We start from the raw sequence: 18,082 nt of genomic DNA, 5'->3' as shown, positions 1-18,082 counted from the left end.
TGGGAGCGAGCTTGCTCGCGATAAGGGCCGAAGGACCTTCACTCCAGCATTTTGCCCAGCAACCAGCTCCCACAGGGATTGATGGTGTGCTCGATACTGTGGGAGCGAGCTTGCTCGCGATAAGGGCCGAAGGACCTTCACTCCAGCATTTTGCCCAGCAACCAGCTCCCCGCCGGCCCCGGCGGATTCAGCCGCGACCACAACGCATCCACCGACACCGTTTTCGGCCAGCCGCGCACCACCAGTTCCTGCAACGTACCGGGCCCGAACCGTTCGACCAGCCAGCGGGGCAACGGCGCCCAGCCGAATCCGCCCTGGGCCATTTCCAGCAGCATCAGATAACTCGGCGCCGACCATACGCGGCCCTTCGCCCGGCTCTCATAGGGATTGATGATGGTGGCCAGGCGCAGCTCACGGTGCTGTTGCAGTACGTCCCGGTCGATGTGGTCCAACGTCGCCAAAGGATGCGTCGAGGACACGAACAAGGCGATTTCCGTGCGTTCGTCCACCGTCGAACTGACCAGGTCCGGCGGGTAGCTGTCCTGCATTTCGGCGAAGGCAATCTGCGCCCGGCCGCTTTGCACCAGGGACATCAGGTCGTCGCATTCGGCGATCAGACACTCGAGCTCCAGGTCCGGGTAACGCTGCTCGAAGGCACTGAGGGCGGCTTCGAAGCGGTCCGACTGATAGGTATCGGACAGCGCCACCGTCAGCTTCGCTTCCACCCCTTGGGACAGTTGGCTGGCGGCTATTTCCAGGCGACTGGTGGCGGCCAGGATGTCTTCGGCCCGTTGCAGCATGACGTGTCCGGCCGGGGTCAGGCCGGGCTTGCGGCTGCTGCGGTCGAACAGCGTCAGGTTCAGGTCGATTTCCAGGCTGGCCACCGCCGCACTGATGGTCGATTGACTGCGGCCCAATTTGCGCGCCGCGGCGGAAAACGAGCCTTGGGTCGCGGCTTCGACAAACGCCAGTAACACTTCGTGAGAGGCCACGAACTATCGCCTTGATCGATGGTTATTGGTTATGAAGTATCGGTGTGCTGATGGATCATGGCAACCACAGTCACTCAAGGGAGTTCGGCCATGAGCGCCAACAAATCCATCACTGAACGTATTTTTCAAGCCATCGGCTTCGAACTGCTGGCCATCCTGATCTGTACCCCATTGCTGGCCTGGATCATGAAGAAACCGATGCTGGAAATGGGCATGGTCACCGTCCTCATCGCCGGCCTGGCCCTGGCCTGGAACGTGGTCTTCAACGGTATGTTCGATCGGCTGCTCAAGCGCCTCGCCATCGCACACAACGCCTGGGTCCGCGTGGTGCATGCGCTGTTGTTCGAAGGCGGACTGGTCGCCCTCGGCGTGCCGCTGATCGCCTGGTGGCTGAATGTCAGCCTGTGGCAGGCGTTCTTGCTGGATATCGGTGTGCTGCTGTTCTTCTTGCCGTACACCTACGTCTACCACTGGGTGTATGACGTGGTTCGGGAGCGGATGCTGGTGACTCGCGAGGTTTGCTGAGTGCCGTTTTTGAGGCGAGGGGGCTTGCCCCCTCGCCACAGTTGATCAGTGTGTCAGGTGATGACGGGGACTCAATAATCCTGCTGCTTGCGAAACGCCCAGCGCCCGGCGATCACGGTAAAGGTCGCGACCAGCGCCACCAGGATCCAGAAGCCCTCCGGGTCATCCGCCAGCGGAATGCCGCCGACGTTCATGCCGAAGAAACCGGCGATGATGTTGATCGGCAGCGCCAGCACCGTCACCACCGTCAGGGTGAACAGCGTGCGGTTGGTCTGTTCGTTGATGTTGGCGGCGATCTCCTCCTGCAACAGCTTGATCCGCTCACCCAGCGCCGTGAGGTCGTTGATGATCAGCGCAAACTCCTCAGTGGATTTGCGCAGCTCCTTCACGTCTTCCTTTTGCAGCCATTGCGGCGGCCGGTTGAGCAGGCGCAGCAATGAGCCTGGCTCCAGCGCCAGCAGCCGTTGCAATCGCACCAGCACCCGGCGATTGGCGCCCAGTTCCGCGCGGTTGGTCGACAGGCGCGAGGACAGCAATTGGTCTTCGATCTGGTCCACGCTCTGACTGGTCTTGCGCACGATCTGGGTCAGCACTTCACCCTGGTCGCGCAGCAAATGCACCAGCAGCTCCAGCGGGGAGCGAAAGCACTCCCGGGCCTTCACCGACGAGCGCAATTTGTCCACCGAGTGCAGCGGTTGCAGGCGGGCGCTGATGATCAATTGACTGCGGGCACACACCCACAGGGTCGAGACATCCGACGAGACCATGTTGCTGAGGTTGAACACCACGTCGTTGACCACTGCCAGCAACGCGGAGTCGACATGCTCGATGCGTGTCGAACGCGAGCCTTCATGCAGCGCTTCGAAAAACTCCTCGGGCAACTCCAAATGGCTTTTCATCCAGCGCTCGCACGCGGCGTGGGCGAGGTTCAGGTGAAGCCAGAGAAATTGCTCATCGCTTTGCGGCTGTTGCAGGTACTGCAAGGCCTCGGCGGAATTGATTTCCCGACCGGCCTCACCGGGGCGAAAACTGAAACCGTAAAGCAGGCCGAACAGATCCGTGTCGCGATGGCTTTGATCGATGCTGTGGTTCATGAGGACTCGCAAGGGGAGGCGCCTGTCACGTGTTTTACAGGTTCACTTGAGCGGCATCATCGCAAGCGGGAATGACGTTTTTGTGACAGGAAAACAACGCAAAAAATTGTTCTACCGGCGGTCGGGATTTTCTCAAGAACCGCTCTGGCTAGCCGATCACGCTTGGGTTAAGTTGCGTGCCGCAGGCCTCGGCCGGGACCGCAGACAGGGATGTCCAGACACTTTTCACGCCTTAACGGGCGTGCCTCATTCCTGTCATGAGTACCCTGCGATGCTTTTGCAAAAGTCCCTGAGAGCACAAATTCTCGCCCTGCTGAGCGGCAGCCTGCTGGCGATGCTGTTGATCGCCCTGGCGTGCTTTCACTTCCTGTCCAGCGGCGTGCAGAACTACGCCAATCTGATCGAAGGCCCGCTGCACACCTCGCAATTGATCGATGAAGCCAACCTGCAATTCAAGGTGCAGGTGCAGGAATGGAAAAACGTCCTGCTGCGCGGCAAACAACCGGCTGACCTGAGCAAGTACTGGGGGCAATTCGAGGGGCGTCAGCGCGATGTGCAAAACATCCTCGGTGAGTTGGCCGCGCAGAAGGGTATCGAGCCGCAACTCAAGAGCCGCATCGAGCGCTTGCGTGACGAACATCGCCAGTTGGGCGCGGCCTATCAGAAGGGGCGGGACGCGTTCGTGGCCGCCGGTGGTGACCCTGCGGCGGGCGACGGGGCGGTCAAGGGTGTAGACCGCGCAACCAGCGATCAGATGAGTGAACTGGTCAGCGAGTTGCGCAAGCAGGGCGCCGAGCAATCGACACTGATCAGCGCCAGTGCCGAGCGCACGGTGTTGCTGGGGCTGGTCGTGATGCTGGTTTCGGGGGTACTGATCGGCCTGCTGAGCTTGTGGCTGGTCAACCGCAACCTGGTCGAGCCGATCCGCAAACTGATCGAATACGTGGCGCAACTCAGCCAGGGGCGTATTGCCGAGCGCGTGGCCAGCATCCGTCAGGACGAGTTGGGCAAACTGGCTATGGCCGCCAACACCCTGCGCGATTTCCTCGCCGAAACCTTCAGCCGTTTGCAGCGCAGTGCGTCGGACCTGGACAGCGCCAGCGGTGAGTTGAACTCGATCGCCACCGTGATGGCCGGCGGCACCAACGAGCAGTTCAACCGCACCGATCAGGTGGCCACGGCGATGAACGAAATGTCCGCCACCGCACAGGAAGTGGCCCGGCATGCCGCCGAAGCCGCCCGGGCCGCCGACGATGCCGACCAGTCCGCCCAGCAGGGCGAAAAAGTCATGCAGGGCACCATCCACACCATCACCCAGATGCGCGGCGAAATCGCCAACACCGCCACGGTCATCCGCCAACTGGAAACCGACAGCGGACGCATCGGCAAGGTTCTGGAGGTGATTCGCGGGATCGCCGAACAGACCAACCTGCTGGCACTCAACGCGGCCATCGAAGCGGCCCGCGCCGGTGAGGCCGGGCGCGGATTCGCTGTGGTGGCCGACGAAGTGCGAAGCCTGGCCCAGCGCACGGCGGCGTCGATCATCGAGATCAACCAGATCATCCAGACCGTGCAGACCGGTGCAATCGAAGCGGCCCAGGCGATTGAAAGCGGTCAGTCGCGCAGCGAACAAAGCGTGCAGCAAGTGACGGAGGCCGGCGCCATGCTCGAACGCATCACCCTGGCCGTGGAAGCCATCCGCGACATGAACCGCCAGATCGCCACTGCCGCCGAAGAGCAGACCTCGGTGGCCGAAGACATCTCGCGCAACCTCACCGAAATCACCAGCATCGCCAGCACCAACCTGGACAACGTGCAGCGCACTGAAGCGGCCAGTACCAACCTGCACGGCTTGTCGGGGCAGTTGAACGAGGTGACGGCGCGCCTGAGCGCTTGAATCCCGAAAACGCAAAAGCCGCACGATGTTCCCATCGTGCGGCTTTTGTCTGTTTGGGGATTACGTGTCCTGTTTGTTTTCCAGGACCTTGCCGTTGGAGGCATCGATGTCCACGTCCCACTCGATGTTCTTGGCGTCACGCAGTTCAACTTCGTACTCGTAACCGTTGAAGTGGTTGTCCAACTCGGTCTTGGTAATCGTTGCACCCGGATGCAGATCCAGCGCGATCTTGTTCAAGTCTTCCAGTGGCTTGATCTTGCCTTCCTTGACCAGTTGCGGGATCTGATCGACTCGCACATCGGCCTGGGCCAGGCCGGCGGTGAGGGTCAGGGCTGCAGCGGTAAACAAAGCAGTCAGGGTCTTCATGGGGTTCTTTCCTTGGGTGATCTGTTTAAGTGAGATCAGGTTAGCCTGTGTAACTTAATCCACCCTTAAATCCCTCTACATGTCCTGCATCAATCCCTGTGGGAATGTGTGTTCGCCGCAAATTTTGCTGGCACACGCATAACCTGTGGGAGCGGGCTTGCCCGCGAAAGCGGAGTGTCAGTCAACGTGGATTTTGAAACTGATGGCCCCTTCGCGGGCAAGCCCGCTCCCACAGGTTTTGCGCAATTCTGGATCAATACCCGTTGTTCTGTAGCACCTGCGCAACACTCGCCGCCGGGCGTTTATAGAACTTCAACAACTCACTGGCGCGATTGGTGAAAATGCCGTCGACACCGGCGTCCATGACTTTCCGGTAGTCCACCGCATCGTCGATGGTGTAGACGTGCACCAGCAGGCCCTGGTCGTGGGTGTACTGGTTCATCCAGGGTTGCACCAGATCCGAGTAGCTCTGGTCGCCACCCTGGGTCAGTGCGGCGGACGGGCCGGTGCCGATGGCGCCCTGGGCCTTGGCGTAGTCGACCCAGTGCTGGAACTCGGCTTTGTCCTTCGGTTGCTGTTTGGCGTAGTAAGCGGCTTTATCCTTTTCGCCGGACTCGGCAAATGTCACCTTGGACTGGGGTTCAATACTGCCTTCACCGACCCACAACAGCAGGATCTTCGGCACCGTCGGCATCTCTTTTTGCAGCAGTTCGAGGCTGCTCTTCTCGAAAGTCTGCAGGACCACCTTGCCTTTGCCTTGGCCGACCGCCAGCTCGTTTTTTGCCAGTTTCGAAGCGGTCGGGCTCAGCCAGCCCCGGTCCTGAAGTTTTTCCTTGAGGTCGCGTTCGATGCCGGGGAACTGCTTGGGCTCCTTGGTCTCGATGTACAGGCCGGGCTTGTGCAGGCTGTTGCCCTCGGCGATGTCGATGATTTCATCAAGGGTCAGAATCTTCAGGCCCGCGAAGGCGGGACGTGCCCGATCCGGGTACGCGGCATTGAACCAGCTGCCCGCGTCCAGGGTTTTCAGTTCGGCCATGGTGAACGCATTGGCGGGGCTGTCCTTGCGCTCGGGGAATTTGCTGGCGACGTCGGTGGTGCGTTGCAGATTGTTGTCGTGCAGGGCAAACAGCACGCCATCCTTGCTGCGCTGCAGATCCAGTTCCAGGTAGTCGGCGCCCAGGTCGCGGGCAGTCTTGTAGGCGGCGGCGGTGGATTCCGGGGCATCGAACGATGCGCCACGGTGGGCGATCACCGCTGGATGCGGAATGTCCAAGCGGGTCGCCAGTGCCGCGGGACCGGGTTCGCTGGCGGCCTGTGCGTGGCCGAGGGCGAGCAACAGGCTCAGTAACAGGGCGCTTTTAGTAAAGGTTGTGGGCATGGTCGAGATCCTTTCGCAATAAGTGAGCGGTCCCTTTTAACAACTCATCGTTGCAGACGCTATCACCAGACCGACACAAACCTGTCGAAAGCTGATTTTCGTCAGCGCTTTTGTGCGCCCGTATGCAGTACGCTGAGGCCCTGCAATTTCCCCGGCAGAGGGAAACGCAGGCCCTGCGTGCAAACCAACGATCACCATTGCGGGGTTTACCATGCGCATCACTTCCCAGCTCATCTGCCAGGCTGCCGACCAACTCAAAGGCTTCGTCGGCCTCAACCGCAAGACCGGGCACTACATTGTGCGCTTCAGCGAAGACTCGTTTGGCATGGACGTGGCGGACGACGGCATCATCCCTGTCAGCGAATTCGTCTGGGCCGCGGGGCCCGGGCAGGTCATGACGCTCAAGCGTGAATTGATCCAGCTGCTGCTGGACCAGAACATCGATGACCGGATCAACATCACCGAGCCGTTGCGGGTGTATATGAACCGGCGGGAAGTGCCGGAGATTTCGGCGGTTCGCAGTCTGGTTCGGGGGTGAGTTTTTGCGGTGACTGTTCTGGCCTCTTCGCGGGCAAGCCCGCTCCCACAGGGATCTTGGGTGTACACAAGAAATGTACCCGACACAGAACACTGTGGGAGCGGGCTTGCCCGCGAAGGCGACCACAAGCACACCACATCATTTACAGACTGAACTCGTAGGCCCGCTCAACCCTGCACACCCGCGTATGACACCGCGCATACCAAGTCGAGCGCCCACGCTCGCGAATCGCACTGTGCTCAGGATGATGCTTCCACGCCAGGACTGCCGCCTCACTGGCCCAGTACGATACGGTAATCCCAAGTCCATCCTCGCCCCGCGCCGATTCCACGCCGAGAAACCCCGGCTGTTCGCGGGCCAGTTCCAGCATCCGTTCGGCCGCTTCGGCGTAACCCTGGTCACCCTCGGTGCGCAGTGAAGTGAAGATCACCGCGTAATAAGGCGCAGCTGGCGTATCGGCCATCATTACGAGCGCCCCGCACAGGCTTCGACAAAGGCGCCAACCAACGGCGGCAATACGCCGTTGAGCGCCGCCCGCTCGGGCTGGAACAAGGTCGCGACAAAGAACGGATGACCGCTGAGTTCGACCGCCCGCAGTTCGTGTTCCGAATCGTGGCCGACGGCATGTAGTTCGCGCTTGAGCAACTCCCCTTCGAACTGAGGATTCACACCAAAACGACAGCGATAGCCTTCACGAATCTCGGTGTTTTCGTACGCCTTGGCAAGCAACGAACCCTCAAGCAAATCAATCGTATCGACCGCTTCCACCAGCGCACACGACAGTGGCGTCAGCAGCGCCCGCGCGGCATCGGGATTTGTCTCGCCGTGTTCGGCATCCGACCAGCCCAGTACGTTGCGCGCATATTCCAGCACCGCGTGTTGAAAACCACCGCAGGTGCCGAGGAAAGGTCGCCGTTGTTCGCGGGCAAAGCGAATCGCCAGCAATGCACCGTCCATGCTCCGGTAAGGGCTGGCCGGCACACACCAGAACCCGTCGAATGTGTGCAGCGGTGTCTCGACGTGGATGTCATCGGTGGCCAGCCATTGCCATTGCACGTTCGGGCCACTGTGTTCAGCGGCCATTTCGAGGGCGACGGGAATGGCCTGGTGGGCGGTGACTTGCGGGTCGTAGTCGCCGATCAGGGCGATGCGAATCGGGCGGGTTTCCATGTGGGGCCTCTGCACTTGTTGATTGCTGGTGCCCACTATAGATTGGCGCTCACGCACTCAATATTGGCATTTTCCCAAGTGATCAATGCAGCGACGCACTATCGACTGGACTACCCGGACCTGGCCCTGATCCTCGCGCTGGTACGCGGCGGCTCTCTGGCCCGGGCAGCGCAACTGTTGAAGGTGGATGTTTCGACGGTGTTTCGAGCGGTGCGCCGGCTGGAGGGTGCACTGGGTCAGCAACTGTTCGAAAAAAGCCGCGCCGGTTACCTGCCCACCACCCTGGCGCAGTCCCTGGCTGAACAGGCCGAGCGCGCTGAACAGGCTCTGGAGGCGGCGCGCATCGGTGTGGAGCAGGGCGGAGAAGTGATCAGCGGCATCGTGCGCCTGACCTGTACCGATTCGGTCCTGCAAGGTTTGCTGTTGCCGGCGCTGGCGCAGTTCATGCCGAACTATCCGGCGCTGACGCTCGAGCTCAGCACATCCAATGATTTTGCCAACCTCAGCCGTCGGGATGCCGATATCGCCCTGCGCCTGACCCGCACGCCACCGGAGCATCTGGTGGGACGGCGGCTGGCGGATATTTCCTATCGCGTGTGTGCCAGCGAGCGATACCTGCAATCGGTCAATACCCCTGACCTGGCCTCATTGACCTGGATAGCCCCGGATGACTTCCTGCCTGATCACCCGACCGTTACCTGGCGTCGCCAGGCCTTGCCGGGGGTAACGCCGGGCTATCGCTGCAACAGCATGCTGTCGGTGACCGAGCTGGTCAGGGCCGGCCTGGGTGTAGCGGCGTTGCCGGACTTTTTGATCGGCGACGGATTACAGCCGCTGAGCGAACCCCTGCACGGATACGACACCGCGCTGTGGCTGCTGACCCGTCCCGACTGCCGTGCCTTGCGCTCAGTGGTTACCTTGTTCGATGAGTTGGGGCGGGCGCTGAAACTGCCGTGAAACCGTTCAGGTTCCTGGCTGAAGCTCACTAAAGCCTCAGTGCCGGTTTCATTCTGAAACACATCGCGTCATTCAAATCAGAGCCATCGATCCTTCGACGCCGCCGTCGAACTTGTCATTTATTGCAACTGATAGCAGGCCAGAAACATGTCCAGCGCGGAGTCTGCCACCTGGTGTTGTTCTTCGGGTGACAAGCCTGGTTTGCCCATGGAAATCTGCGGCCAGAAGGCAAACGACTTGAGCAGCCCCTGCACCTGTTGTGCGGCAAAATCAGGGGCAATAACTTTCAACCGACCATCGGCCTGAGCGGCACGAATCCAGACCGTCAGCCCTTCTTCGCGTTCGCCCATTCGCGCCACCATATCCTGCGCCCGCTCCGGCGAATGAATCGTCGCCGCTATCGCCACCCGCGCCAGGTCGAGAAAATTGTCATCGCCCAACATTTGCAGCTTGGCCATCAGCAATCCGCGCAATTGCTCACGCAACGGCAGGTCGGGACGGTAGGCCGTTTCCTGTTCGGCCGTCACCCGGGTCCATAATTGATTGAGGATCTCGGCGAACAACTCTTCCTTGCTGGGGAAGTGGTTGTACACCGTGCGCTTCGACACACCGGCAGTGGCAGCAATCTTGTCCATGCTGGTGATCTCGAAACCGTTGTCACGGAATTCATTGATCGCAGCTTGAATGATCGCTTGGCGTTTTCGGTCGGTCAGGCGCTGTGGAGCTGTCATAAGTACGCTTCGGCAGGAAAAAGGGGAGAATTACACTCGGTAGTTTACTTGTCGTCGACTTTGATGCAACCTAGAAACTACACTGTGCAGTGTAATGTTTTGTTAACCCTGCCCAGCAAAAATAGAAAGTCCGGCTGATGCGTGCGTGCTTTGGCCATTTATCGTCCCAAAACGGAAAGTCGCGTGATGCGCGGTTTTTCTGGAGTCATTCAGTCATGGCCAATTCAAACTCCCCGGCGGACAACGCCTCCACACCTGAAGCATCCCGACAGGCTCAAGGGCAGTATCAAAACTTTACGCCGGTTCAACGTTTAAGCTTTGGCAAAACCATGGGTGTCCTATGGAACGTGCTGTTCCACAAACCGCAAAACACCCGCCCGAGCGCGCCCGTCCCGGTGCAAGCCCTGACTCAAGCCGCGCTGATCGCAGCGCCGAACCACAGCGTCTATCGCCTGGGCCACTCCACGGTGTTGCTCAAGTTGCGCGATAAATTCTGGATCACCGACCCGGTCTTCGCCGAGCGTGCCTCGCCCGTACAATGGGCTGGCCCCAAGCGTTTCCACCAGCCACCGATCAGCCTGGAAGAATTGCCACCGATCGAAGCGGTGATCCTGTCCCACGACCACTACGATCACCTGGATCATCAGGCCGTGCTCAAGCTCGCGGACAAGACCAAACACTTCCTTACCCCGCTGGGCGTAGGCGACACCCTGATCAAGTGGGGCATCGACGCGAGCAAAGTCCGCCAGCTGGATTGGTGGCAAGGCACGGAAGTCGATGGCATCCAGTTCATCGCTACCCCGTCGCAGCACTTTTCCGGCCGTGGCCTGTTCGACAGCAACAGCACCCTCTGGGCCTCGTGGGTGATGATCGACGGCGACACACGCCTCTTCTTCAGCGGCGACAGTGGCTACTTCGACGGCTTCAAACGCATCGGCGAACAGTACGGTCCATTCGACCTGACCCTGATGGAAACCGGTGCCTACAACGTCGACTGGCCACACGTGCACATGCAACCCGAACAAACCCTGCAAGCCCACCTCGACCTCAAGGGCCGCTGGCTACTGCCAATCCACAACGGTACGTTCGACCTGTCGATGCACGCCTGGTACGAACCCTTCGACCGCATCCTGGCCCTGGCCTGGGAACGCAACGTATCGATCACCACGCCGCAGATGGGCGAGGCGTTCAACCTGATGCATCCGCAGCGTGGTAGGGCGTGGTGGTTGGCGGTGGAAGGGGAGAGTGATCGGGTGGTCGCTCATAACGCGTAGAGTGATGGGCCCTGTAGGAGCGAGCTTGCTCGCGATGGACGTTAACGATAACGCGTGCTGTCTGAATGATCGCGTTGTCCAGGTGTTTTTCGCGAGCAAGCTCGCTCCTACAGGGGGCCATTTATCGTCAGTCAGTGAGTTGGCTCACTCCACCATCGCAAAATCCGCTCGCCCAACCGGATTCGGCGTCGACCCCTTCACATTCATCCCTCGACCCGGCGCAAACCCAGGGAAGAACACCAACCCCTCCGATTCGAACCGATAGGCCAGCGCCAGGCGCGTGACATCCAGCACCTCCTGGCGTGCCTCGAAGCGTTGAATGGCATCCACCGAAACCCGGGATTCCCGCGACAGCTCTTCCACACTCCAGCCCAGCATCGCTCGGGCCTGGGCGCAGTGGGCCGGGGTGAATTGGAAGAGGGCGATACGTTCCAGGGTGATTTTCATCGCTTGAGAGGCCATGGTGTTCTCCGGGCTCGAGAGTGTTGGTTCAAAATATACTGTGTTTTTGTACAGTTGTTTTGAGCCCGGATCAAACGCATTTTTTGATTTGTCTTTTCAGACAGACGAACGGTGCTGCGCTTACTTGCCCGCCAACCCCGGCGCTTCCCGCACGATAAAGTGATCCAGATTCTCGATGTTGGCGCTGAACACCCCGAACGTCTGCTCGGGGTTTTTCTTGCTCGGCACCTGCTTCAGCTCGGGCGTCACCCCATAAAAGAAGCAATACAACTCCCGCCCGCTCTCGATGGCGTGCTTGATCTCTTCCAGGAACGCCTTGCGCTTGCGATAGCTGTCGATCAGCTTCTTGCTCAGGTAGACATTGACCGAGTAAGGCTTTTTCTCGAACCAGACCTTCTTCTCGAAATCGATGCGAAAGCTCTGGGTGTAGTCCTTGATCTCCTTGACCTTGCCCCAGTAAATCAGCCCCTTGTTGTCCTGCAGGTATTCGATTTTCTTGAAAAACGACCCGTAGGGCGCGGTGTTCTCGCCAATCTTCAGCGGCACGCGCTTGAGCAAATCCTTGTCGTCGAAGTTCGACACGAAACACTCCACCGGATGGGCGAAGACGCTGGTCTTGTCCGGGGCCGATTCTCTGCCCGGTTGCTCGACATTGCTTGCCACCGAAGGCGTCAGCGACTCATCCCGCACCCCGTCCACCGCGACCTTCGGGCTGGACGGCTTACGCACATATTCACGCCGAGTCAGTAACAATTCCGACGGGAAATTTTCCTCGCGGCTGTCATCCGTTTCCGTCTCATCCACACCCGACGCAGGCGTCTTCAAGCTGACATAAGGGCAGCCCTCGACATGCCGCGTACTCGGCAGGTTCTTGAAGTGCGGCGTGCGCACGTAATTCACATTCTTCGCGTTGAACGTACCCAGCTCATTGGTCGCATCGAACGCCAAACGGCAGGCATCGTTGGGGCACTGGAAGTGTTCCTTGGCCGAATCGAACGCCATCGTCTCGTCGAAATTCAGATCCCGAACGTCATAGATCGACAACTTGTCGTTGAGGCTGAGGCAGTAGGCGAGGTCGAATTTCATGACGGGTTCCAAATCCTTTAGATGAACAGCTTCCAGTGATGGCGCATTCGAAGCAATAGCTACACTGAGATCACTTCAATATCGCCGGGTCTGCACAGTCCATCAAAGAGAGCGGTTTCATGAGCCATTCAGATGCTTCGCCGCCCCTCCCGGAGCAGGGCCGGATAGCACGTCGGGATGAACAGAGCGGTTGGCGCCGCTGGCTACCGGGCTTGGGCATGCTGCGCGAATACCAATCGGCATGGTTGCGTTACGACATCGTGGCCGGCCTGGTGCTGACCACGATGCTGGTGCCCGTCGGTATCGCCTATGCGGTCGCTTCAGGCGTGCCCGGCATTTATGGCCTCTACGCGACCATCGTTCCGCTGCTGTTCTATGCCTTGTTCGGCCCCAGCCGAATTCTGGTGATGGGGCCGGATTCCTCCCTGGTGGCCGTCATCCTTGCCGTCATCATTCCACTCTCCGGCGGCGAACCGCAGCGAGCCGTCGCCCTGGCGGGCATGATGGCGGTCGTCTCAGGCGCGGTGTGCATCCTGGCCGGTATCGCGCGCCTGGGTTTCATCACCGAACTGCTGTCAAAACCGATCCGCTACGGCTACATGAACGGCATCGCACTGACCGTTTTGATCAGCCAGTTGCCCAAGCTGTTCGGTTTTTCGATTGAATCCGACGGCCCATTGAGCAACATAGGGGCCATCGCCTCAGCGGTGATGGAGGGGAAGGTCAACTGGACCACCTTCACGGTGGGCGGGCTCACCCTGGCGGTGATCCTGCTACTAAAAAGGTGGCCGCGACTACCGGGCATCCTGATCGCCGTGGTTGGCGCGACAGTCGCCGTGGGCGTACTCGACCTTGCGACACGCGCCGGTGTGTCGGTTCTCGGTTCGCTCCCCCAGGGCTTGCCCGGTTTTGCCATCCCCTGGATCACCAGCGCCGACATCGTCCCTGTGTTGATCGGCGGTTGCGCCGTCGCACTCGTCTCGTTCGCCGACACCAGCGTGCTCTCCCGTGTCTATGCGGCGCGGACTCGAACCTACGTCAACCCGAACCAGGAAATGGTGGGCCTCGGCATCGCCAACCTGGCGGCCGGTTTTTTCCAGGGCTTCCCGATCAGCAGCAGCTCGTCACGTACGCCCGTGGCCGAAGCCGCCGGAGCCAAAACCCAACTGACCGGCGTCGTCGGCGCACTGGCGGTTGCCTTGCTGCTGGTGGTGGCGCCGGACCTGCTGCAACATCTACCGTCCAGCGCCCTGGCTGCAGTCGTGATCGCCTCGGCCATCGGCCTGATCGAAATCACCGACCTGCGCCGGATCTATCGCATCCAGCGCTGGGAATGCTGGCTGTCGATCGTCTGCACCGTCGGCGTGGCCGTGTTCGGCGCGATCGAGGGCATCGGCCTGGCCATCGTGATTGCCGTCATAGAATTCCTCTGGGACGGCTGGCGCCCGTACTCCGCAGTATTGGGCCGCGCCGATGGGGTCAAGGGCTACCACGACATCAAACGCTACCCCGACGCACGCCTGATCCCCGGCCTGGTCCTGTTTCGCTGGGATGCGCCCTTGTTTTTCGCCAACGCCGAACTGTTCAACGACCGAGTATTGGACGCCGTGGCGGCATCGCCCACGCCCGTGCGCTGGCTGGTGGTCGCCGCAGAGCCCGTCACCAGTGTCGATGTGACGTCTGCCGACATGCTGGCCGAACTGGACGACACCTTGCATGCGGCGGGTATTGAGTTGTGCATTGCCGAGATGAAGGATCCGGTGAAGGACAAGCTGAAGCGGTTCGGGTTGTTTGCGCGGTTGGGAGAGACGGCGTTTTTTCCTACGATTGGGACGGCTGTGGATAGTTATGTGGCGAATTATCGGGTGGATTACAGGGAGCGGGAAGATGAAGGGAACGGATTGCCGTGAAACCCGCGAGATCGAAATAGAGACTTCACATCAAGGAGCGAACCATGCCGAACAACTGGCCCGCAGGGATTGAGCACGTCGTCGTGCTGATGATGGAAAATCGTTCGTTCGACCATTTGCTGGGGGATTACACAAGCATCAATGCCGCGTGTGACGGTATCAACCGCAAGGCGCCCAGCACCAACCCGTTGAAGCTGGCCAACGGTAATTCGACGGTGATCACTCAAGCGTCGGAGTTCCCGGAAAACTATAGCCTGTGGGCACCGCCGCCCCCTCTGCCTCCGGCGCTGCCGCCGGGCAACAGCGAGGGTTTCGACCTTGGCCACGAATTCGTCAACGTAGAAAAACAACTGGGCGTCTCCTTCAAGACCAGCCCGGCCAACCCTACGCTCGCCGGTTTTGCCCAGGACGCCTACGACAAGGCCCGCAGCGACCTGAAGGTGTACAAAACCTGGTCGCAATCCATGGCCCAACGGGCGATGAACTACATCCCGTTCGGCGCCACGCCAGCGAAGGATACGCTGCCGGCCATCCACGGATTGGCGCGTAACTTCACCGTATGCGACCGCTGGTTTTCCTCGGTGCCGGGCCCCACCTGGCCGAACCGTTTTTTTGCCATGCTCGGCAGTTGCAATGGTCACTTGCTGATGCCCTCCACGGGCACGGTGCTGGCCGGCATCAAAAGCCTGATCGCACAGTTCGGCGGCGAGAGTATTTTTTCGCTGCTGCGCAACAACGGCCACGACGCGCGGATTTATTCCGATGGCGCGATCCCGCTGGCAGCGTTGGTCAAGGGTGGTTTGCAGCACCTGAGCATCGACGACTTCAAGTCGGACGTCGCCGGTAACAGGCTCCCCGAACTGTCCTGGATCGAACCGAGCTATGGCCTGCTCAACGGCAAACTCGGGCCCAATGTGTCGCATCATCCACCCGAAGATTTGCGCTTCGGCGATCAGTTTGTCGGTGAGGTGTTCAATGCCTTGTCGGCCAACACCGCTGTCTGGAACAAAACCCTGTTCGTGCTGCTGTACGACGAACATGGCGGCTTCCATGACCACGTGGTGCCGCCGACTTGCGTGGCGACCGGTTCAACGGCCGATGTCCCATGGAAAAATCCCTTCACTCGCCTCGGCGTTCGGGTGCCGGCGATCCTGGCTTCGCCGTGGCTCAAGCCAGGCTTGATTCCCTGGACGGGCAATGTCCAGGCCCAACATTACGATCACACCAGCCTGCTGGCGTTTCTTTGCGATCACTTCAAATTGCCGCGCAGTGCACTCGGCCCACGGGTGGTCGCCGCGCAGCACTTCGGCAATGCAGCCATCTGGCGCGCTGCACCGGGCGTAACGGCTGCGCCAAAACTGGCGGCCACCGTGGTGCCCAGTCGCGTCGGGTTGCCATTGATCGAGTCGGAACTGGCGACCCAGAGTCGGCAAGTGGTGGACAGCGCCACCGGTTACCTTGACGGCCTCGATCCAGAGCAGATCTGGAAGAGCAGCGCCCAATGGGTCAGCGGTTTTCTCGGCAACCGCAGCCGCGCCCTGGCTGATCCGGCTCAGGCCGCGCTCACGCCTGCCGCGCCCAGTGCCGACAGCCTGGAGGCGAAACTGCGACGCTTGCAGGATTTGATGGTGACCGCCCAAGGGCAAGCTGTTCGCCCCGTTGCAGTGCCTGCCAGCAAAGCCTTGGCAGAACCGGGAGCGGAAGTCGCGCCAACGCGGCTGCGCGTCCTGTGCCTGCCGGGTGTCGGGTTCACGCCAGCCGGCCAGGGGCAGGGCGGCATCGATGCGAACTGGCAGGATCAATGGCGCACCTTGATCCGTACTCAACTGGCACAGAACGGTCGCCTCATCGATGACCAGGACATCGACTTCCTGTCCTTCGATGAGCAACTCAAGGAGGGGCCGGACTTCGCGCAGATCACCCGAGGCCTGGCGATGCTGAGCGCCGACGCCAGGGGCAAGGCCGACGACAACTTCGGCAGTTGGGGCCTGCCGGTCAATCAGATGTTGCGCACCACCGTTGGCGCCATCGTGCAATGGATCGAGGACGCCGAGTTGCGCACGGCGTTGACTCAACATCTGTTGGCGAAGATCGAGGCATTCAATCCACAGATCATCTTCGCCCAAGGGCTGGGCAGCCTGATCGGCTACGACGCCCTGCGCCGGTCGGTGGCAAAAAAAGGTACGGCACTCAAGCGCATCGATGGCCGAGTGTTCGTCAGCTTCGGCTCGCCGATCGCACTGCCGCTGGTGATGCGCGAAGTGTGGGGCGGGCGGGTGCTGCGCCTGAGCGACAACGGCCGAGGCATCCGCCGCTGGTTCCACCTCCACAACCCCAACGACGGCTTGCTGACCCGGCCTATTACCTCGCCGGATTCAGCGCGGGTCGACCTGCAAACCGAATTCAGCGTGCAGCTGCGCGATGACCTGCTCGACCTCAATCATGCCGCCCAGGCCTACTTGTCCTCACCCACCAGCCAGACCGGCCTGTGGCCGCAACTCGCCCGCGATGTGGTGGCGGCGCGAGCGCTGGAAGTGCCGGCGTTCCTGTCCCGCAGTGGCCAACGCAAACGTCGCGCCCTGGTGGTCGGCATCAACGATTACCTCGACCCGAGCGCACGCCTCGAGGGCTGCATCAACGACACCTACCTGATCAGCCGCATGCTTCAGGAAAGCGGCTACGATGCCGGCGACATCCGCTTGCTGCACGACGCCCGGGCGACCCGGGCCAACTTCGTCGAACGCCTCGAATGGCTGGTGGAAGGCGCCCGTGCCGGCGACGAGCGCGTATTGTTCTACTCCGGCCACGGCACCCAACTGCCGGTCTACAGCAGCAGCGGCGAAGCCGACTGCATGGACGAAACCCTGGTACTCCACGACTTCGACTGGGACGACGAAAGCACCCACTTCACCGACAAACTGTTCCGCCAGTTCTACAGCCACCTGCCATTCGACCCGGACGGTCACGGCGCCAAACTCACCGTCCTGTTCGACTGCTGCTACGCCGGTGGCATGACTCGCGGCAACGGCCGCGTGCGCGGCATCACCCCACCCAGCGACATCCGCCACCGCATGCTGCGCTGGGACCCCTACGCCGGCGACTGGGACCGCCGCGTCTACGCCACCGACGCCGACCGCCGCGACTTCAGCGAACAAGACAACAAAACCCGCGGCCTCACCCGCACCCGCACCACCCAAGGCGCCGCCACCGGCCTGCGCCCCGAGAAAAAAGCCCAACTGCTGCGCCAAACCAAACTCTACGGCCACCACGGGCCCTACATGCCCCTGATGCTCTACGCGGCGCGGGAGAACGAAAAAGCCAATGAGTATGAGGTGGGGTCGAACAGCTACGGCGCGTTTACCTATGCCCTGGTTGAACAACTGCGCAAGTTGCATCAGGAGGATGCGACGTTGGGGTTTGATCAGTTGATTGAACGGGTGGGGAGTGTGCTGAGCGCGAGGTCGTTGGGGCAGACGCCGGAGATTGTTGGGCCTAGTGGGGTTAGGGCGGCGGTGTGTCCTTGGCGGATTAGTGGGTTGGGGAAATGAGGCTTTAGCGTTATCACAGCCAAAGAAAAGGGCCACAGGATAATCCTGCGGCCCTGATAACACCGACATTCCCAAGCCAGCCGCTGAACCCCTGTGGGAGCAAGCTTGCTCGCGATGGCGCCATCCCTGCCATCCACAATCTCAACTGACGGAA

16 protein-coding genes are annotated in these 18,082 nt (G+C 60.7%); 7 read left to right on the top strand and 9 right to left on the bottom strand.

The features are described from left to right. Positions 1-137 precede the first annotated feature (137 nt). Positions 138-992 carry a LysR family transcriptional regulator gene (locus tag PspS34_RS21735; RefSeq protein ID WP_154860396.1) on the bottom strand — a complete coding sequence of 285 codons (855 nt, stop codon included), beginning with the start codon at positions 990-992 and terminating at the stop codon, positions 138-140. A gap of 90 nt (positions 993-1,082) precedes the next feature. Between PspS34_RS21735 and PspS34_RS21730 the strand changes: the two genes are divergently transcribed. Beyond that, complete coding sequence (locus tag PspS34_RS21730) at positions 1,083-1,517, top strand: multidrug/biocide efflux PACE transporter (protein WP_154860395.1); 435 nt, start codon at positions 1,083-1,085, stop codon at positions 1,515-1,517. Positions 1,518-1,588: 71 nt separating this feature from the next. On the opposite strand, the gene PspS34_RS21725 is transcribed toward PspS34_RS21730, so the two are convergent. After that, on the bottom strand, positions 1,589-2,611 hold the full coding sequence (locus tag PspS34_RS21725) for a transporter (protein WP_154860394.1): 1,023 nt from the start codon (positions 2,609-2,611) through the stop codon (positions 1,589-1,591). Positions 2,612-2,882: 271 nt separating this feature from the next. Here PspS34_RS21725 and PspS34_RS21720 point away from each other — a divergent pair, with 271 nt between their 5' ends. Further along, the gene (locus PspS34_RS21720) at positions 2,883-4,508 is read left to right on the top strand and encodes a methyl-accepting chemotaxis protein (RefSeq protein ID WP_154860393.1); all 1,626 of its coding nucleotides are present in this window, start codon (positions 2,883-2,885) and stop codon (positions 4,506-4,508) included. Between the two features lie 60 nt (positions 4,509-4,568). Here the strand turns inward: PspS34_RS21720 and PspS34_RS21715 are convergent, their stop codons facing one another. Then, positions 4,569-4,874 carry a PepSY domain-containing protein gene (locus PspS34_RS21715; protein WP_154860392.1) on the bottom strand — a complete coding sequence of 102 codons (306 nt, stop codon included), beginning with the start codon at positions 4,872-4,874 and terminating at the stop codon, positions 4,569-4,571. A 253-nt stretch (positions 4,875-5,127) separates the two neighbouring features. After that, positions 5,128-6,252: a glycerophosphodiester phosphodiesterase gene (locus tag PspS34_RS21710; RefSeq protein ID WP_154860391.1), complete on the bottom strand. Its 1,125-nt coding sequence runs from the start codon at positions 6,250-6,252 to the stop codon at positions 5,128-5,130. A gap of 211 nt (positions 6,253-6,463) precedes the next feature. Between PspS34_RS21710 and PspS34_RS21705 the strand changes: the two genes are divergently transcribed. Beyond that, on the top strand, positions 6,464-6,790 hold the full coding sequence (locus PspS34_RS21705) for a DUF2025 family protein (RefSeq protein WP_154860390.1): 327 nt from the start codon (positions 6,464-6,466) through the stop codon (positions 6,788-6,790). A gap of 142 nt (positions 6,791-6,932) precedes the next feature. Here the strand turns inward: PspS34_RS21705 and PspS34_RS21700 are convergent, their stop codons facing one another. After that, on the bottom strand, positions 6,933-7,256 hold the full coding sequence (locus PspS34_RS21700; protein WP_154860389.1) for an antibiotic biosynthesis monooxygenase: 324 nt from the start codon (positions 7,254-7,256) through the stop codon (positions 6,933-6,935). Beyond that, positions 7,256-7,960 carry a CTP synthase gene (locus tag PspS34_RS21695; RefSeq protein ID WP_154860388.1) on the bottom strand — a complete coding sequence of 235 codons (705 nt, stop codon included), beginning with the start codon at positions 7,958-7,960 and terminating at the stop codon, positions 7,256-7,258. The genes PspS34_RS21700 and PspS34_RS21695 overlap by 1 nt, the downstream gene beginning before the upstream one ends. Before the next feature lie 15 nt (positions 7,961-7,975). Here PspS34_RS21695 and PspS34_RS21690 point away from each other — a divergent pair, with 15 nt between their 5' ends. After that, on the top strand, positions 7,976-8,917 hold the full coding sequence (locus tag PspS34_RS21690; protein ID WP_057716571.1) for a LysR family transcriptional regulator: 942 nt from the start codon (positions 7,976-7,978) through the stop codon (positions 8,915-8,917). Between the two features lie 119 nt (positions 8,918-9,036). Here the strand turns inward: PspS34_RS21690 and PspS34_RS21685 are convergent, their stop codons facing one another. After that, a complete protein-coding gene (locus PspS34_RS21685; RefSeq protein WP_154860387.1) occupies positions 9,037-9,648 on the bottom strand; it encodes a TetR/AcrR family transcriptional regulator in 612 nt (203 codons plus the stop codon). Between the two features lie 215 nt (positions 9,649-9,863). On the opposite strand from PspS34_RS21685, the gene PspS34_RS21680 reads away from it, so the two are divergent. After that, positions 9,864-10,922, top strand: a complete 1,059-nt coding sequence (locus tag PspS34_RS21680; RefSeq protein ID WP_154860386.1) for an MBL fold metallo-hydrolase — start codon at positions 9,864-9,866, stop codon at positions 10,920-10,922. A gap of 144 nt (positions 10,923-11,066) precedes the next feature. On the opposite strand, the gene PspS34_RS21675 is transcribed toward PspS34_RS21680, so the two are convergent. Both PspS34_RS21675 and PspS34_RS21670 read right to left on the bottom strand, forming a co-directional pair. After that, on the bottom strand, positions 11,067-11,384 hold the full coding sequence (locus PspS34_RS21675) for a helix-turn-helix transcriptional regulator (RefSeq protein WP_007998876.1): 318 nt from the start codon (positions 11,382-11,384) through the stop codon (positions 11,067-11,069). A 120-nt stretch (positions 11,385-11,504) separates the two neighbouring features. Further along, on the bottom strand, positions 11,505-12,470 hold the full coding sequence (locus PspS34_RS21670; RefSeq protein WP_154860385.1) for a hypothetical protein: 966 nt from the start codon (positions 12,468-12,470) through the stop codon (positions 11,505-11,507). Between the two features lie 119 nt (positions 12,471-12,589). Between PspS34_RS21670 and PspS34_RS21665 the strand changes: the two genes are divergently transcribed. Together PspS34_RS21665 and PspS34_RS21660 are read left to right on the top strand one after the other, a co-directional pair. Continuing rightward, positions 12,590-14,380, top strand: coding sequence for a SulP family inorganic anion transporter (locus PspS34_RS21665; RefSeq protein WP_154860384.1), 1,791 nt, complete (start codon positions 12,590-12,592; stop codon positions 14,378-14,380). A gap of 44 nt (positions 14,381-14,424) precedes the next feature. Beyond that, on the top strand, positions 14,425-17,928 hold the full coding sequence (locus PspS34_RS21660; protein ID WP_154860383.1) for an alkaline phosphatase family protein: 3,504 nt from the start codon (positions 14,425-14,427) through the stop codon (positions 17,926-17,928). The last annotated feature ends 154 nt before the right edge of the window (positions 17,929-18,082 follow it).

The sequence above is a fragment of the Pseudomonas sp. S34 genome (assembly GCF_009866745.1).
GTDB lineage: Bacteria > Pseudomonadota > Gammaproteobacteria > Pseudomonadales > Pseudomonadaceae > Aquipseudomonas > Aquipseudomonas jessenii.
Note: the sequence above shows the minus strand (reverse complement) of the source record. Positions and strands in the feature narration are given on the sequence as shown.

Excerpts from the sequence above, each read along its gene's own strand:
- PspS34_RS21730 (WP_154860395.1), top strand. The coding sequence starts at position 1,083 with ATGAGCGCCAACAAATCCATCACTGAACGTATTTTTCAAGCCATCGGC.
- PspS34_RS21725 (WP_154860394.1), bottom strand. The coding sequence starts at position 2,611 with ATGAACCACAGCATCGATCAAAGCCATCGCGACACGGATCTGTTCGGC.
- PspS34_RS21720 (WP_154860393.1), top strand. The coding sequence starts at position 2,883 with ATGCTTTTGCAAAAGTCCCTGAGAGCACAAATTCTCGCCCTGCTGAGC.
- PspS34_RS21715 (WP_154860392.1), bottom strand. The coding sequence starts at position 4,874 with ATGAAGACCCTGACTGCTTTGTTTACCGCTGCAGCCCTGACCCTCACC.
- PspS34_RS21710 (WP_154860391.1), bottom strand. The coding sequence starts at position 6,252 with ATGCCCACAACCTTTACTAAAAGCGCCCTGTTACTGAGCCTGTTGCTC.
- PspS34_RS21705 (WP_154860390.1), top strand. The coding sequence starts at position 6,464 with ATGCGCATCACTTCCCAGCTCATCTGCCAGGCTGCCGACCAACTCAAA.
- PspS34_RS21700 (WP_154860389.1), bottom strand. The coding sequence starts at position 7,256 with ATGATGGCCGATACGCCAGCTGCGCCTTATTACGCGGTGATCTTCACT.
- PspS34_RS21695 (WP_154860388.1), bottom strand. The coding sequence starts at position 7,960 with ATGGAAACCCGCCCGATTCGCATCGCCCTGATCGGCGACTACGACCCG.
- PspS34_RS21685 (WP_154860387.1), bottom strand. The coding sequence starts at position 9,648 with ATGACAGCTCCACAGCGCCTGACCGACCGAAAACGCCAAGCGATCATT.
- PspS34_RS21680 (WP_154860386.1), top strand. The coding sequence starts at position 9,864 with ATGGCCAATTCAAACTCCCCGGCGGACAACGCCTCCACACCTGAAGCA.
- PspS34_RS21675 (WP_007998876.1), bottom strand. The coding sequence starts at position 11,384 with ATGGCCTCTCAAGCGATGAAAATCACCCTGGAACGTATCGCCCTCTTC.
- PspS34_RS21670 (WP_154860385.1), bottom strand. The coding sequence starts at position 12,470 with ATGAAATTCGACCTCGCCTACTGCCTCAGCCTCAACGACAAGTTGTCG.
- PspS34_RS21665 (WP_154860384.1), top strand. The coding sequence starts at position 12,590 with ATGAGCCATTCAGATGCTTCGCCGCCCCTCCCGGAGCAGGGCCGGATA.
- PspS34_RS21660 (WP_154860383.1), top strand. The coding sequence starts at position 14,425 with ATGCCGAACAACTGGCCCGCAGGGATTGAGCACGTCGTCGTGCTGATG.